Here is a 15,287-nt window from a genome sequence, read left to right on the forward strand (position 1 = left end):
ATCATCTACCAGGCCAAGTAAGCAAAAAGGCCGGCATCTCTCGATACCGGCCTTTTTGCTTACTTGGCCTGGTAGATGATCCCCGGGCTGCACTGCACCATCTGGTAATGGTCCGGCAAGCCGTTCAGCGCTTCCGAGGCGCCGAGGAACAGGTAACCACCGGGCTTGAGGGTACTGTGAATGCGCAGCAGGATGTCCTTCTTCACCTGCGCCGAGAAATAGATCAGCACATTGCGGCAGAACACGATATCGAACTTGCCCAGACTGGCATAGCTGTCGAGCAGGTTGAACGAGCGGAACTCGACACGGCTGCGAATCGCTGGCTTGACCGCCCAGCGCCCCGGTCCCTTGGGGTCGAAGTAGCGCTGCAAGCGTTCCTGGGACAAGCCGCGGGCAATCGCCAGGCTGTCGTATTCGCCAGTCTTGCAGTTGGTCAGCATGGTGCCGGAGAGGTCGGTGGCGACGATCTGCGCCCCCATCTTCAACTGGCCGAGGTTGCTGCGCTCGAACTCATCGATCGCCATCGAGATGGAATACGGCTCCTGCCCCGACGAACAGGCCGCCGACCACATGCGCAGTCGCTGGCCGGGGTTGTTGCGAATGAACTCGGGGATAACCTTGTTCTTCAGCACTTCGAACGGATAGGTGTCGCGAAACCACAGGGTCTCGTTGGTGGTCATGGCATCGACCACCTGCTCGCGCAAGCCGCCGCGCGGCTGGGCCTGAATGCGCTGCACCAGCTCACCCAGGCTCTTGATGCCCTGTTGTTCCATCAGCTTGTTGAGACGGCTGGAAACCAGGTACTGCTTATTCTCGCCCAGCAGGATGCCACAGGCTTTCTCCAGGAAGACCCGGAACTGTTCGAAATCCAAATTACCCGTAGACACTACTGCCGCCTCTTTTCAATCACTGGTGCCGAGGGGCATGCCCCCGGCTGCTTCAATGCGCTGCCTTGATCCGGTCGACCACCCGTTGGGCCAGGTCGTCCGGCTTGAACTTGGCCAGGAAGTCATCGGCGCCGACCTTCTTGACCATTGCCTGGTTGAACACCCCGGAAAGCGAAGTATGCAGGCAGATGTGCAACTTTTGCATGCGCGGATCGCTGCGAATCTCCGCCGTTAGCGTATAGCCGTCCATTTCCGGCATTTCAATGTCCGAGATCATCATCAGGAACTCTTCTTCCGGCTTTTTGCCCTCATCCACCAGCTGACGCAGGTAGTTCAGCGCCTGACGACCATCATTGAGCGCCACCACCTCGACCCCTACGGTCTGCAGGCAACGGCTGACCTGCTTGCGCGCCACCGACGAGTCGTCGACGGTCAGCACCCGCATCAATACCGCCTTGTCCTGCACCTCGGCATCGATCACACCGGCCGATACCGACTCGGACGACGGCGACACTTCGGCCAGCACCTTCTCCACATCGATGATCTCGACCATGCGGTTGTCCACCCGGGTGACCGCAGTCAGATAGTGGTCACGGCCGGTCCCCTTGGGTGGCGGATGAATCTCTTCCCAGTTCATGTTGACGATGCGCTCCACCGAATGCACCAGGAAGCCTTGGGTCTTGGTGTTGTACTCGGTGATGATCACGAAGCTGTTGCGTGTGTCTTCCTGCAGCGGCCGCAACCCGGTGGCCATCGACAAGTCGAGGATCGGGATGGTCGCCCCGCGAATATTGGCAACGCCACGCACCACAGGGTGCGCCTTGGGCAGCAAGGTCAGCGCAGGGCATTGCAGTACTTCCCTGACCTTGAACACATTGATGCCGTAAAGCTGTTCGCCATTGAGGCGGAACAGCAGCAATTCCAGGCGATTCTGCCCCACCAGCTGCGTGCGCTGGTTGACCGAATCCATAACACCCGCCATGCCAGACTCCTTAACGTTTCAGCCTTTCGTTGCCACTCAGGTAGCGAGTCGGCACGGGCTTTGCTTTTTTGAGTGTCATGCACACGAAAACGACATTTTCCCGACGATTGACACGCCTGCTGGCCACGCTGTGCCTGCTGATGCCCGGCGTTCGCACGGTAGCGGACGCGTTCACCTTGCCTGAACAGCTTATCGGTGTCACCCAAGGGTTTCTTGAATTCACCGTTGAAGATTATCTGTCCACCACCCAGACGGCCGGCCGCTATGAAATCCAGGTCAACCCGCTGGACCCACGCCTGCGCATGCCGTTGTGCAGCCAGCAGCTGGACGCTTCGTTGGAAAGCCCGGCCAAGCCGCTGGGCCGGGTGACGGTAAGGATACGCTGCAACGGCGCAGCACCGTGGACGGTATTTGTACCGGCCACCGTGCGACTTTTCCGCGACGTGGTAGTGGTAACCCGCCCGCTCAAGCGCGACAACACGGTCGGCGAAGGTGACGTGGCCCTGCGCGAGCGCGATGTCGGCACCCTGGGCCAGGGCTTTCTGACCGAACTGGACCAGGCGGTGGGCATGAAGATGCTGCGCCCCACGGTGATCGACCAGGTGCTCACCCCGCAACACCTGGAACAGGCCGAGGTGGTTCGCAAGGGTGACCATGTGGTGATCATTGCCCGCAGTGGCAGCCTGAGCGTGCGCATGCCGGGCGAAGCCCTGAGCAAAGGCGGCCTGAGCGAGCAAATCCGGGTACGCAACCTCAACTCCAAACGCGTGGTCAAGGCCAGGGTTACCGGGCCTGGCCAGGTCGAGGTCAGTATGTAGGCCAACCACCAGATTGCGCTGGCAGTGAGGAACCGCTTTTCCTAAACTGTGTCAGAACACGGGTTCGCGGGCTTGCCGACAGGCGGCAGTGCATTTGTGCCTAAAGTTTATATCGGGTTGGCCGAAAACAAGGCAAGCGTCCAAATACCCAGAGGTTTCTGATTATGGTCATCGACTTCAGTCGTTTGAATAACTCTCCGTCCGTCACGGGCGGCGTACGCGGCAACACCGCGTCCGGCAGCGCCGAAAAACCGGCAGCCAGCCAGGAAGCGGCAAGCGCCACCAATGCCAGCGGAGAAGCAGTACACCTCAGCCAGGAGGCCCAGCAGTTGCAGAAGATCAGCGACAAGCTGCGCGACGAGCCGGTGGTCAACAGCGCCCGCGTGGCCGAGTTGAAACAGGCGATCGCCGACGGCAGCTACCAGGTCGATGCCGGCCGGGTCGCCAGCAAACTGCTTGATTTCGAAGCCCAGCGCTGACCGTACGGCGCGCTGACTTCACGGACGCTAGAAAAGCCAAGAGTTAGCCATGCACGACACCACCTTGCTGCAACTGATCGAAGATGACATTGCCCCGATGCAGGAACTGCTCGACCTTCTGCACAAGGAAGCAATCGCCCTGCATGGCCGCGACATGCCGCTGCTGGAGCAAATCCTGGCGCGCAAGCAGTCGTTGATCATCTTGCTCGAGCAGCACGGCCAGCGCCGCAGCCAATTGCTCGGCAGCCTGGGCCTGAGTGCCGACCGCACCGGTGTGCAGGCTGTAGCCGCGCAGTCACCCCATGGTGATGTGATGCTGCAGCGGCTCGACATGCTGTCGCAACTGATGGACGACTGCCAGCAGGTCAACCAGACCAATGGCCGGATCATCCAGGTGCAGCAGCAGGTCACCAACAACCAGATCCGCATCCTTCAGGGCGGCGATTCGCCCTCACTCTACGACAGCCGTGGCAGCACCTCGCCTCTGGCCAAGCCGCGTGCGCTCAGCCAAGTGTGATTTTTCTATCAAGGCACAGAACATAGTGGCAAAATGCCGTCACTTGCGTGTGTCGCTTTTGCCTGGAGAACGATAAGCTGTGTTCAATGAATCCGATGCCCCGCAGCCACCCAAGGTGTTGAGCACCCCCTTGGAGATTGCGGCCAACTTGCGGCAGCTGCAGGAAAGCCACGACCCCCTGATCATCACCTTCCACGACCGCAGCCAGCGCTTCCAGAGCTATGTGGTGCGCGTGGACCGCGAAAGCAACACCCTGGCGCTGGACGAGATGATCCCCCGTGACGGCGAGAAATTCATCGAGAACGGCGAGCACTTCCGCGTCGAAGGCTTCCACGATGGTGTACGCATCGCCTGGGAATGCGATCACGAGCTGAAAATCAGCGAAGTCGACGGCCACCGCTGCTACAGCGGCGCCCTGCCGCAAGAGATGACCTACCACCAGCGCCGCAACGCCTTCCGCGCCGCGCTGAAGCTATCGCAACTGGTCGACATCATCCTCGACGGGGCTCACCTCAAGGGCAACGGCGCCATGCGAGGCAAGCTGCTGGATATCTCGGCCACCGGCTGCAAACTGCGCTTCGAAGGCAATATCGAAGACCGCTTGCAACTGGGCCAGGTGTATGAGCGTTTCAAGGCGGGCAACCCGCTGGGCCTGGTGGATACCATGGTCGAACTGCGTCATCTGCACTATGAAGAGCGCATCAACACTACCTTTGCCGGCGTGCGCTTCCACAATCTGAGCGGGCAGGCTCAACGCAAGATCGAGAGTTTCGTGTACCAGCTGCAGCGTGAGGCGCGGCGGTTCGACAAGGACGATTATTGATCGTCAGTCGGTAAAACAGAAAACGCCACCTGCTGAGGTGGCGTTTTCATTTGTGTTTCTGCTGGGCTGGCCTCTTCGCGGGTAAACCCGCTCCTACACTGACTTGCTGACCTCTTCAGGTTCAGGCGCCTGTTGCTGCGCGCCCTTCTCTTCATCCTCGGTGTCTTCAGCCGCCACCGGCGCCTGCATCACGTCCTGCACGGTCTGCTCATCCACCCGCGGGTCCAGCGCCGCCGACAACGGCGAACCGGCCGCCGGCATTGCCACGTGGCCCAGCGGTGCATCCTGTACCTGATGCAGGCCGGTAACCGCTTTCGGCCGAATGCGCCAGACCAGCACCAGGGCAAAGAATACGAAGAAGGCATACAGCATCTGCGCACCCAATACCTTCATCAGAACCCCTGCCGCCAGCGGGCCGACACATGCACCCACACCGTAGGTCACCAACAGCATCGCCGTCAGCGATACCCGGCGCTCGCTTTCAACGTGGTCATTGGAGAAGGCAACCGCCAGCGGGTACAGGCAGAACTGCAGCAACGAGATCAGGAAGCCGATACCAAACAGCAACTCCAGCGGCACACTGGGCAGTATTGCCAATGGCGCAGCAGCCAGTGCCAGCCCCACCGCCACGCTACGAATCAGCACGGCCCGGTCATAACGGTCAGACAACCAGCCCAGCGGCCACTGCACCAGCAGGCCGGCAAAAATGCAGCTACCCATGAACAGACCGATCTGTTCGGTACTCATGCCCTGGCTTGACGCATATAAAGGCGCCAGACCGTAGAACGAGCCGACAATCAGGCCCGAGCCCAACACCGTACTGAGCGACTGCGGCACACGCTTGATGAAGAACTTCGGCTCCATCGGTGCCGGGCGCAAGGGCGCCGGGTGAATACGCCGGGTCATCGCCACGGGCACCAGGCACAGGGCAAAGCACATCGCCACCAGCATCAGCAACTCAGGGCCGAGCTGCGGGTGCACCACCAGGATCAACTGGCCAAGCACCAGCCCCAGGTACGAGGCAATCATGTAACCGCTGAACACCGCGCCCCGGTGTTTCACATCGGCCTGCTCATTGAGCCAGCTCTCGATGACCATGTATTGGCACATCATCCCCAGGCCGACGATCATGCGCAGCCCGACCCAGGCCGGCAGCCAGCTGGTCAGGCCATGACCGAGCACCGCAGCGCCGACGATACCGGCACAGGTGGCATAGGCGCGTATGTGCCCTACCCGCCCGATCAGCCGGTGGCCAACCTTGCCGCCAACCGCCAGGCCAAAGTAGTTGGCCGCCATCAAAGCACCCACCCACAGGCTGTCGACATGGTCGGCAGCCAGGCGCAGGGCCAGGTAGGTGCTGAGCAGGCCTGAGCCGATCAACATCATCAGCGCGGCGAAATACAACGACTGAAACGGCTTCCATACATTTCGCATACGTCCCGTGGAGCTCCCTGGTCAGGTGGCAGTTTTGGGTGCTAGCAGCATAAATGCAAAAACCGCCTGGCGCAGGCCCCCCGACAGCTATTTGGCTGTGCGGGGGCGTGCCCGGTGCAGGTTGTGTCGCGCTCAGGCCTGTGCCGCCAGCACCCGGCGCTCCCACGGCGTGATCTCGTCGAAGAAATCGCTCAGCTCAAGGGTCTTGCTGGCGATGTAGCCTTCGATGAACTCGCTGCCGAACAGTTCCCGCGCCAGCGTGCTGCGCTCGAGCCTTTCAAGGGCCGCGTGCAGCGTGCACGGCAGGCTCAGGTGCTCGGGCACCTCGAATTCGCCCTGAATGGCCGGCGATGGCTGCAAGCGCTGCTCGATGCCATGCAGCCCGGCGGCCAGGCTGGCAGCAATGGCCAGGTACGGGTTGGCATCGGCGCCAGGCAGGCGGTTTTCCACCCGTCGCGCGACCGGCGCACTGGCCGGTATGCGCAATCCAGCAGCACGATTGTCCTCGGACCAGCATGCATTGTTCGGCGAGGCATAGGGGTGGCACAGACGCTGGTAGGAATTGACGTTGGGCGCGAACAGGGCGGTGAAGTCGGCCATGCACGCCTGCAACCCGCCGATGAAATGGTGGAAGGTGTCTGTCGGCAGGCCTTGTTTGTCACTGAACACGTTACGCCCGCTGCTGGCCTCGACCAGGCTCTGGTGAATATGCATGGAGCTGCCGGGCGTACGCGCCAGCGGCTTGGCCATGCAGACCACCGTCAGCCCGTGCTTGAGCGCCACTTCCTTGAGCAGGTGCTTGAACAGGAAGGTCTGGTCGGCCAACAGCAGCGGGTCGCCATGCAGCAGGTTGATCTCGAACTGGCTGACACCCATTTCATGCATGAAGGTGTCACGTGGCAGGCCGAGCGCGGCCATGCAGTGATACACCTCCTTGAAGAACGGGCGCAGGCCGTTGTTGGAACTGACACTGAACGCCGAATGGCCCAGCTCGCGGCGACCATCGCTGCCTACCGGCGGCAGGAACGGTTGCTGCGGGTCGGTGTTGGGGGCAAAGACGAAGAACTCCAGCTCGGTTGCCACTACCGGCGCCAGGCCCAGTACCGCATAGCGGGCTATCACGGCCTTCAGCTGGCCCCGGGTGGACAGTGCCGAGGGGCGGCCATCCAGCTCGTTGGCATCGCAGATGGCCAAGGCGCGGCCGTCATCGCTCCAGGGCAGGCGGTGGACCTGACCGGGTTCGGCCACCAGTGCCAGGTCGCCGTCGTCACTGCCATAGAATTTCGCTGGTGGATAACCGCCCATGATGCATTGCAGCAGCACGCCCCGGGCCATCTGCAGACGACGGCCTTCGAGGAAGCCGTCGGCGGTCATCACCTTGCCGCGCGGGACGCCGTTGAGGTCGGGGGTGACGCATTCGATTTCATCGATGCCCTGGAGCTGAGCGGTGCTCATGACGCTTGTCCTTGTTGTTGTAGGCTGACAACAACATAGGCTGCGGGTGTTTAAAATATCAAGCAGCCCATTGGGTGGCTGTACCGGCCTCTTCGCGGGTGAACCCGCTCCTACAGGTGGATGCGATCCTTGTGCCGGCGCCGCCCCCCCCTACTCCCGCAAGGTCATGCCATTGGCCGGCAACGGCAACGCCGTCTTGTAGCGCACCTGCTTCAGGGCAAAGCTCGAACGAATATTGGCTACCCCTGGCAAGCGCGTCAGGTAATCGAGAAACCGCTCCAGCGCCTGGATGCTGGGCAATAGCACCCGCAACAGGTAATCCGGGTCACCCGTCATCAGGTAACACTCCATCACCTCGGGCCTTTCGGCAATTTCTTCCTCGAAGCGATGCAACGACTGCTCCACCTGTTTTTCCAGGCTGACATGGATGAACACGTTCACATCCAGCCCCAGCACCTCCGGCGACAGCAAGGTCACCTGCTGGCGGATCACCCCCAGCTCTTCCATGGCCCGCACCCGGTTGAAACAAGGTGTGGGCGACAGGTTCACCGAGCGTGCCAGCTCGGCATTGGTGATGCGGGCGTTCTCCTGCAGGCTGTTGAGAATGCCGATATCGGTACGATCGAGTTTGCGCATGAGACAAAATCACCGGTTTTTTGTGTTTATGCGGAATGTTTATCTGCCCCGCTCGGTAAAGGCAATCAACTTGAGAGAAAAATTCTCCTGCCGGGCCACTAAGATGTAAGTGACGCTGACTTACCAGTCACAAGCCGGTACTCAGCGGCGGCCGCTTCAGAGCTCACAAAAACAAATACCCGAGCGAGCGTAAAAAGCATGAACGAGTACGCCCCCCTGCGTTTGCATGTGCCCGAGCCCACCGGCCGGCCAGGCTGCCAGACCGATTTTTCCTACCTGCGCCTCAACGATGCAGGCCAGGCCCGTAAACCCGCTATCGATGTCGATGCTGCCGACACTGCCGACCTGTCCTGCAGCCTGGTCCGCGTGCTCGACGAGCAAGGCGACGCGCAAGGCCCGTGGGCCGAGGACATCGACCCGCAGATCCTTCGCCAAGGCATGCGCGCCATGCTCAAGACGCGGATCTTCGACAGCCGCATGGTGGTTGCCCAGCGCCAGAAGAAGATGTCCTTCTACATGCAAAGCCTGGGCGAAGAAGCCATCGGCAGCGGCCAGGCGCTGGCGCTGAACCGCACTGACATGTGCTTCCCGACCTACCGCCAGCAAAGCATCCTGATGGCCCGCGACGTGTCGCTGGTCGAGATGATCTGCCAACTGCTGTCCAACGAGCGCGACCCCCTCAAAGGCCGCCAGTTGCCGATCATGTACTCGGTGCGCGAAGCCGGCTTCTTCACCATCAGCGGCAACCTGGCGACCCAGTTCGTGCAGGCGGTCGGCTGGGCCATGGCCTCGGCGATCAAGGGCGATACCAAGATCGCCTCGGCGTGGATCGGTGACGGCGCTACTGCCGAGTCGGACTTCCACACCGCCCTCACCTTTGCCCACGTGTACCGCGCCCCGGTCATCCTCAACGTGGTCAACAACCAGTGGGCCATTTCCACCTTCCAGGCCATCGCCGGTGGCGAGTCGACCACCTTTGCCGGCCGTGGCGTGGGTTGCGGGATTGCTTCGCTGCGAGTTGACGGTAACGACTTCGTCGCCGTGTACGCCGCCTCGCGCTGGGCTGCCGAACGCGCCCGCCGTGGCCTGGGCCCAAGCCTGATCGAGTGGGTCACCTACCGTGCCGGCCCGCACTCGACGTCGGACGACCCCTCCAAGTACCGCCCTGCCGATGACTGGAGCCACTTCCCGCTGGGTGACCCGATCGCCCGCCTGAAGCAGCACCTGATCAAGATCGGCCACTGGTCCGAGGAAGAACACCAGGCCACCACGGCCGAACTCGAAGCTGCCGTGATTGCCGCGCAGAAAGAAGCCGAGCAGTACGGCACCCTGGCCAACGGGCATATCCCGAGCGCCGCCTCGATGTTCGAGGATGTGTACAAGGAGATGCCCGAACACCTGCGCCGTCAACGCCAGGAACTGGGGGTTTGAGATGAACGACCACAACAACAGCATAAACCCGGAAACCGCCATGGCCACCACTACCATGACCATGATCCAGGCCCTGCGCTCGGCCATGGATGTCATGCTTGAGCGCGACGACAACGTGGTGGTGTACGGCCAGGACGTCGGTTACTTTGGCGGCGTGTTCCGCTGCACCGAAGGCCTGCAGAACAAGTACGGCAAATCGCGCGTGTTCGATGCGCCCATCTCCGAGAGCGGCATTGTCGGTACCGCCGTGGGCATGGGCGCCTATGGCCTGCGCCCGGTGGTGGAAATCCAGTTCGCCGACTATTTCTACCCGGCCTCCGACCAGATCGTCTCCGAGCTGGCCCGCCTGCGTTACCGTTCGGCCGGCGAATTCATCGCCCCGCTGACCCTGCGCATGCCTTGCGGCGGCGGCATCTATGGCGGCCAGACTCACAGCCAGAGCCCGGAAGCGATGTTCACCCAGGTGTGCGGCCTGCGCACCGTCATGCCGTCCAACCCTTATGACGCCAAAGGCCTGTTGATTGCCTCGATCGAATGCGACGACCCGGTAATCTTCCTGGAGCCCAAACGCCTGTACAACGGCCCGTTCGATGGTCACCACGACCGCCCAGTAACGCCGTGGTCCAAGCACCCGCACAGCGCCGTGCCCGACGGCTATTACACCGTACCGCTGGACAAGGCCGCCATTACCCGCCCTGGCAATGACGTGACCGTGCTGACCTACGGCACCACGGTGTACGTGGCCCAGGTGGCCGCCGAAGAAAGCGGCGTCGATGCCGAAGTGATTGACCTGCGCAGCCTATGGCCGCTGGACCTGGACACCATCGTCGAGTCGGTGAAGAAGACCGGCCGTTGCGTGGTGGTGCACGAGGCCACCCGTACCTGCGGCTTCGGTGCCGAACTGGTGTCGCTGGTGCAGGAGCACTGCTTCCACCACCTGGAGGCGCCGATCGAGCGCGTCACCGGCTGGGACACCCCCTACCCTCACGCACAGGAATGGGCTTACTTCCCCGGCCCTTCGCGGGTAGGTGCGGCACTGAAAAAGGTCATGGAGGTCTGAATGGGCACGCACGTCATCAAGATGCCGGACATTGGCGAAGGCATCGCGCAGGTCGAGTTGGTGGAATGGTTCGTCAAGGTCGGCGACATCATCGCCGAGGACCAGGTGGTGGCCGACGTCATGACCGACAAGGCCACCGTGGAAATCCCTTCGCCGGTCAGCGGCACAGTGCTGGCCCTCGGTGGCCAGCCCGGTGAAGTAATGGCGGTCGGTAGCGAACTGATCCGCATCGAAGTGGAAGGCAGCGGCAACCATGTGGATGTGCCTCAGCCAAAGCCGGTAGAGGCCCCGGCTGCCCCGATTGCAGCACAGCCGCAACCGCAGAACGATGTAAAACCCGCCGCGTACCAGGCGCCCGCCAACCATGAAGCTGCGCCCGTCGTGCCGCGCCAGGCGGGCGACAAGCCGCTGGCTTCGCCGGCCGTGCGCAAACGCGCCCTGGATGCCGGCATCGAACTGCGTTATGTGCATGGCAGCGGCCCGGCCGGGCGTATTCTGCACGAAGACCTCGACGCCTTCATGAGCAAGCCGCAAAGCACTGCCGGGCAAACACCTGATGGCTATGCCAAGCGCACGGACAGCGAGCAGGTGCCAGTGATCGGCCTGCGCCGCAAGATCGCCCAGCGCATGCAGGACGCCAAACGCCGTGTCGCACACTTCAGTTATGTCGAGGAAATCGACGTCACCGCCCTGGAAGCCCTGCGCCAGCAACTCAACAGCAAGCATGGCGACAGCCGTGGCAAGTTGACCTTGCTGCCGTTCCTGGTTCGCGCTCTGGTCGTGGCGCTGCGTGACTTCCCGCAGATCAACGCGACCTACGACGACGAAGCGCAGATCATCACCCGCCATGGCGCGGTGCACGTGGGCATTGCCACCCAAGGTGACAATGGCCTGATGGTACCCGTACTGCGCCACGCCGAAGCGGGTAGCCTGTGGGCCAATGCCGGCGAGATTTCACGCCTGGCCAACGCCGCACGTAACAACAAGGCCAGTCGCGAGGAGCTGTCCGGCTCGACCATCACCCTGACCAGCCTTGGCGCCTTGGGCGGCATTGTCAGCACGCCGGTGGTCAACACCCCGGAAGTGGCAATCGTCGGGGTCAACCGCATGGTCGAACGGCCAGTGGTGATCGACGGCCAGATCGTCGTGCGCAAGATGATGAACCTGTCCAGTTCGTTCGACCACCGCGTGGTCGATGGCATGGACGCCGCACTGTTCATCCAGGCCGTACGCGGCCTGCTCGAACAGCCCGCCTGCCTGTTCGTGGAGTGAGCATGCACCAGACTATCCAAACGACCCTGCTGATCATCGGCGGCGGCCCTGGCGGTTATGTGGCTGCCATCCGCGCCGGGCAACTGGGCATTCCTACCGTACTGGTCGAAGGCCAGGCACTGGGCGGCACCTGCCTGAACATCGGCTGCATTCCGTCCAAGGCCCTGATCCATGTGGCCGAGCAGTTCCACCAGACTTCGCGCTTTGCCGGGGCGTCCGAGCTGGGCATCAGCGTAGCCTCGCCGCGCCTGGACATCGGCCAAAGCGTGGCCTGGAAGGACGGTATCGTCGACCGCCTGACCACTGGTGTTGCCGCCTTACTGAAAAAGCACGGGGTCAAGGTAGTACATGGCTGGGCCAAGGTGCTCGACGGCAAGCAGGTCGAGGTCGATGGCCAGCGCATCCAGTGTGAGCACCTGTTGCTGGCCACCGGCTCCAGCAGTGTCGAACTGCCGATGCTGCCGCTGGGTGGCCCGGTGATTTCCTCGACCGAGGCCCTGGCACCGAAAGCACTGCCGCAACACCTGGTGGTGGTCGGCGGTGGCTATATCGGCCTGGAGCTGGGCATTGCCTATCGCAAGCTGGGTGCACAGGTGAGTGTGGTGGAAGCGCGTGAGCGCATCCTGCCGACCTACGACAGCGAATTGACCGCCCCGGTGGCCCAGTCGCTGAAAAAACTGGGCATAGCTCTGCACCTGGGCCACAGCGTCGAGGGCTACGAAAATGGCTGCCTGCTGGCCAGCGACGGCAAGGGCGGGCAACTGCGCCTGGAGGCCGACCAGGTACTGGTGGCCGTGGGCCGCCGGCCACGCACCCAAGGCTTCAACCTGGAATGCCTGGACCTGAAGATGAACGGCGCCGCCATTGCCATCGACCAGCACTGCCAAACCAGCATGCGCAACGTCTGGGCCATTGGCGACGTGGCTGGCGAACCGATGCTGGCGCATCGGGCCATGGCCCAGGGCGAAATGGTCGCCGAGATCATCGCCGGCAAGGCACGCCGCTTCGAGCCGACTGCGATTGCCGCCGTGTGCTTCACCGACCCGGAAGTGGTGGTGGTCGGCAAGACCCCGGAACAAGCCAGCCAGCAGGGCCTGGACTGCATCGTCGCGCAATTCCCGTTTGCCGCCAACGGCAGGGCCATGAGCCTCGAATCGAAAAGCGGTTTTGTGCGCGTGGTGGCGCGGCGTGACAACCACTTGATCCTGGGCTGGCAGGCGGTTGGCGTGGCGGTTTCCGAACTGTCCACAGCGTTTGCCCAATCGCTGGAGATGGGCGCGCGCCTGGAAGATGTGGCCGGCACCATTCATGCCCACCCCACGTTGGGTGAAGCGGTACAGGAAGCCGCGCTGCGCGCCTTGGGCCACGCCTTGCATATCTGACACTGAAGCGGCCGAGGCCGATTTGGCCCGCTGCGCCGAGAGGCGCTGCGGGTCTTTTTTCATTCAGGCCATGTAACCTTCCAGAAAACAGCGCCCTCTCCGAGGGGCGCGCTACTCGGCAATTGCGTTCTTGCCTGCCCTCTTGGCCCTGTATAGCGCCTTGTCGGCACGCGCCAGCAGCGCGTGCTGATCCTCCCCTTCCAGCCATTGCACCACGCCATAGCTCATGGTCAGCCGACAATCACCCACCGGCTCCACCTGCTCCAGCACCTGGCGCAAGCGCGCTGCCACCTCCAGCGCCTCCCCCAACGCGGTCTGCGGCAGCACGATGACGAACTCGTCGCCGCCCCAGCGCGCCAGCAGGTCCAGTTCGCGCAAGCAGGTGCGCAGGTTTTCGGCCACCCGCACCAGCGCCGCATCGCCACGGGCGTGACCGTAGCGGTCATTGATCGGTTTGAAATCATCCATGTCCATGGCAATCAGCGACAACGGCTGGCGGAAGCGCTGGGCGCGCTGGCACTCCAGTTGCAATGCGCTCTCCAGCCGGTAACGGTTGGCGACGCGGGTCAACGCATCGCGTTCGGCCAGTTCACGGTTTTCGTCCAGTTGCCGCTGCAACTGCTGGTTCACCCAGGACAACTCGCGAGTGCGTTCGGCCACCTGAAACTCCAGCGACTGGTTCTTCTGTTCCAGTTGAGCTACCAAGCGCTTGCCAGCGTCGATATTGCGATGCGCACCCAGCATGCGCGCCACGGAACCGTCCTCGTTATGCGCGATGATGTAGCCGCTGTCTTCGATCCAGATGTAGCTGCCATCCTGACAACGGCAACGGTATTCAATGCGGTAGCGCTCGTTGCGCTGATTGATATAGGCCTCGAAATGCGCCATTACCCGTGGGTAGTCTTCAGGATGGATCACGCTTTCCCAGGTAAATACCGAGTTGGCCATGGAATGGCTGGCATACCCCAGCATGCTGTACCAGCCCGGATTGCGATAAACGTAGCCAGTATTGGTACTCCAGTCCCAGATGCCATCGCTGATCAAATCGAACAAGGTGTGCAACTGCTGTTCACTGAAGCCGGCAGGTACCGGCCTGGTTTCTTGACTCATGGACACTCTCCCTGATGCCCAGCAACTGCGCTCCGATCAAGGGGCTGCCGACAGTGGTGGTAATTGCCGCAGGCGGCAAGATCATGCCTGACACGGGCAAGCATATGCCCGCTCGCGTGTAACGGAAATAGCGCAAAAGCCCTGATTTCGACCGGCACAGCGCTGGCATGGCTTTTGCGCTGGGTACCTGCCAACGAGATTTCCAAGGAGGAAACATGATAATCGCCCATAACGGCGTGAGCTGGCAGCCCACGCTCCATCAGCCTCGGCACGCCAGCGATGAGCAGGCAGTGGCCCAGATTGCGCCTGTCCGCACGCCAATATCCACCGCCAACACGGCAAGCCAACAGCAGAACGGAGGCAGTACCGCTCAGCAAAACGCTGAGGATGCTCGTGCAGAAGCCTTTGCCAAATTCAAGGTGATGCTGCAAAACCTGGGTTCTGCGACCACCGATCCGGTCATCGGAGAACCACTGCCGCCCAAGACTGCCCGGCAGGAATTTCATGACTTCATGTCCAAGTCGCCTGGCGAGATGATCAAGGAAAAGCTGCTGCGTGAAATAGGCCTGACCGAAGAAGAGTACGACGCCCTGCCGCCAGAAATGAAAGCAAAAGTCGACGAGTTGATTGCCCAGCGCATGAAAGAAGACATCGAGCGCAAGATGGAGGAGAAAGCGCAAGAGCAGGTCGCCAAGGTGGATGGCGGCCAGGATGAAGAGCAACAAGCGGCAAGCCCGGCATGAGGGAGTGGCAGCGCTCGACTGGTATAGCGCCGCGGTTCGTCCAAGGCTCCCCGACCTGACCGGTTTGAAGGCGTCAGGTGGCGTCGATGTTCAGGTGGTGCATGGCTTCGTCAACTGCACCGCTATCGGCGCCATCACCGGCCTCAGGAAAAATCGGCAGGATGTTGTGCAGAGAATTCGTTTGAGGTCCTTGGCCTTATTGTCCAGGGTGGCAGGCTGGTAGCTATTTGCCACGCGTGGACGCAGGCGCATGACGAT

The 15,287-nt window shown here is 62.0% G+C and carries 15 protein-coding genes; 9 read left to right on the forward strand and 6 right to left on the reverse strand.

The genetic code is table 11. The annotated features are described in order from the left end of the window. Window positions 1-59 precede the first annotated feature (59 nt). A complete protein-coding gene (gene cheR / locus ACYCCG_RS24520) occupies window positions 60-887 on the reverse strand; it encodes a protein-glutamate O-methyltransferase CheR (protein ID WP_004575768.1) in 828 nt (275 codons plus the stop codon). A 52-nt stretch (window positions 888-939) separates the two neighbouring features. Further along, complete coding sequence (locus tag ACYCCG_RS24525) at window positions 940-1,869, reverse strand: chemotaxis protein CheV (protein ID WP_010955104.1); 930 nt, start codon at window positions 1,867-1,869, stop codon at window positions 940-942. A 77-nt stretch (window positions 1,870-1,946) separates the two neighbouring features. Here ACYCCG_RS24525 and flgA point away from each other — a divergent pair, with 77 nt between their 5' ends. The 4 genes from flgA to ACYCCG_RS24545 all read left to right on the forward strand — a co-directional run bounded on the left by flgA (window position 1,947) and on the right by ACYCCG_RS24545 (window position 4,506). After that, window positions 1,947-2,687 carry a flagellar basal body P-ring formation chaperone FlgA gene (flgA, locus tag ACYCCG_RS24530; RefSeq protein ID WP_209967381.1) on the forward strand — a complete coding sequence of 247 codons (741 nt, stop codon included), beginning with the start codon at window positions 1,947-1,949 and terminating at the stop codon, window positions 2,685-2,687. Window positions 2,688-2,851: 164 nt separating this feature from the next. Then, on the forward strand, window positions 2,852-3,166 hold the full coding sequence (flgM, locus tag ACYCCG_RS24535; protein ID WP_176685243.1) for a flagellar biosynthesis anti-sigma factor FlgM: 315 nt from the start codon (window positions 2,852-2,854) through the stop codon (window positions 3,164-3,166). A 49-nt stretch (window positions 3,167-3,215) separates the two neighbouring features. Beyond that, entirely contained in the window at window positions 3,216-3,683 is a 468-nt protein-coding gene (locus ACYCCG_RS24540) for a flagella synthesis protein FlgN (protein ID WP_176685242.1), read from the forward strand. Window positions 3,684-3,762: 79 nt separating this feature from the next. Next, the gene (locus tag ACYCCG_RS24545; RefSeq protein WP_209967383.1) at window positions 3,763-4,506 is read left to right on the forward strand and encodes a flagellar brake protein; all 744 of its coding nucleotides are present in this window, start codon (window positions 3,763-3,765) and stop codon (window positions 4,504-4,506) included. 93 nt (window positions 4,507-4,599) lie between these two features. Here ACYCCG_RS24545 and ACYCCG_RS24550 read toward each other — a convergent pair whose 3' ends face one another. From ACYCCG_RS24550 to bkdR, 3 genes are all read right to left on the reverse strand, one after another. After that, the gene (locus tag ACYCCG_RS24550) at window positions 4,600-5,940 is read right to left on the reverse strand and encodes an MFS transporter (RefSeq protein ID WP_064614948.1); all 1,341 of its coding nucleotides are present in this window, start codon (window positions 5,938-5,940) and stop codon (window positions 4,600-4,602) included. A 132-nt stretch (window positions 5,941-6,072) separates the two neighbouring features. After that, window positions 6,073-7,314, reverse strand: a complete 1,242-nt coding sequence (locus ACYCCG_RS24555) for a glutamine synthetase family protein (protein ID WP_209969879.1) — start codon at window positions 7,312-7,314, stop codon at window positions 6,073-6,075. Window positions 7,315-7,545: 231 nt separating this feature from the next. Continuing rightward, the gene (bkdR, locus tag ACYCCG_RS24560; protein WP_003254485.1) at window positions 7,546-8,031 is read right to left on the reverse strand and encodes a Bkd operon transcriptional regulator BkdR; all 486 of its coding nucleotides are present in this window, start codon (window positions 8,029-8,031) and stop codon (window positions 7,546-7,548) included. Window positions 8,032-8,229: 198 nt separating this feature from the next. Between bkdR and ACYCCG_RS24565 the strand changes: the two genes are divergently transcribed. From ACYCCG_RS24565 to lpdA, 4 genes are read left to right on the forward strand one after another with little or no spacing between them, the layout of a single operon-like run. Next, window positions 8,230-9,462 (forward strand): 3-methyl-2-oxobutanoate dehydrogenase (2-methylpropanoyl-transferring) subunit alpha, encoded by a 1,233-nt coding sequence (locus tag ACYCCG_RS24565; RefSeq protein ID WP_176685240.1) that lies wholly within the window; start codon window positions 8,230-8,232, stop codon window positions 9,460-9,462. 1 nt (window position 9,463) lies between these two features. Beyond that, window positions 9,464-10,522 (forward strand): alpha-ketoacid dehydrogenase subunit beta, encoded by a 1,059-nt coding sequence (locus ACYCCG_RS24570; RefSeq protein ID WP_012051588.1) that lies wholly within the window; start codon window positions 9,464-9,466, stop codon window positions 10,520-10,522. Further along, window positions 10,523-11,794 carry a dihydrolipoamide acetyltransferase family protein gene (locus ACYCCG_RS24575; protein WP_392460947.1) on the forward strand — a complete coding sequence of 424 codons (1,272 nt, stop codon included), beginning with the start codon at window positions 10,523-10,525 and terminating at the stop codon, window positions 11,792-11,794. 2 nt (window positions 11,795-11,796) lie between these two features. Continuing rightward, entirely contained in the window at window positions 11,797-13,176 is a 1,380-nt protein-coding gene (gene lpdA / locus ACYCCG_RS24580) for a dihydrolipoyl dehydrogenase (RefSeq protein ID WP_459672073.1), read from the forward strand. Between the two features lie 111 nt (window positions 13,177-13,287). On the opposite strand, the gene ACYCCG_RS24585 is transcribed toward lpdA, so the two are convergent. After that, on the reverse strand, window positions 13,288-14,286 hold the full coding sequence (locus ACYCCG_RS24585; RefSeq protein WP_209967387.1) for a sensor domain-containing diguanylate cyclase: 999 nt from the start codon (window positions 14,284-14,286) through the stop codon (window positions 13,288-13,290). Between the two features lie 215 nt (window positions 14,287-14,501). Between ACYCCG_RS24585 and ACYCCG_RS24590 the strand changes: the two genes are divergently transcribed. Then, a complete protein-coding gene (locus ACYCCG_RS24590; RefSeq protein WP_209969881.1) occupies window positions 14,502-15,029 on the forward strand; it encodes a hypothetical protein in 528 nt (175 codons plus the stop codon). Window positions 15,030-15,287: the final 258 nt, after the last annotated feature.

It is taken from the genome of Pseudomonas sp. VEM90, assembly GCF_054611535.1.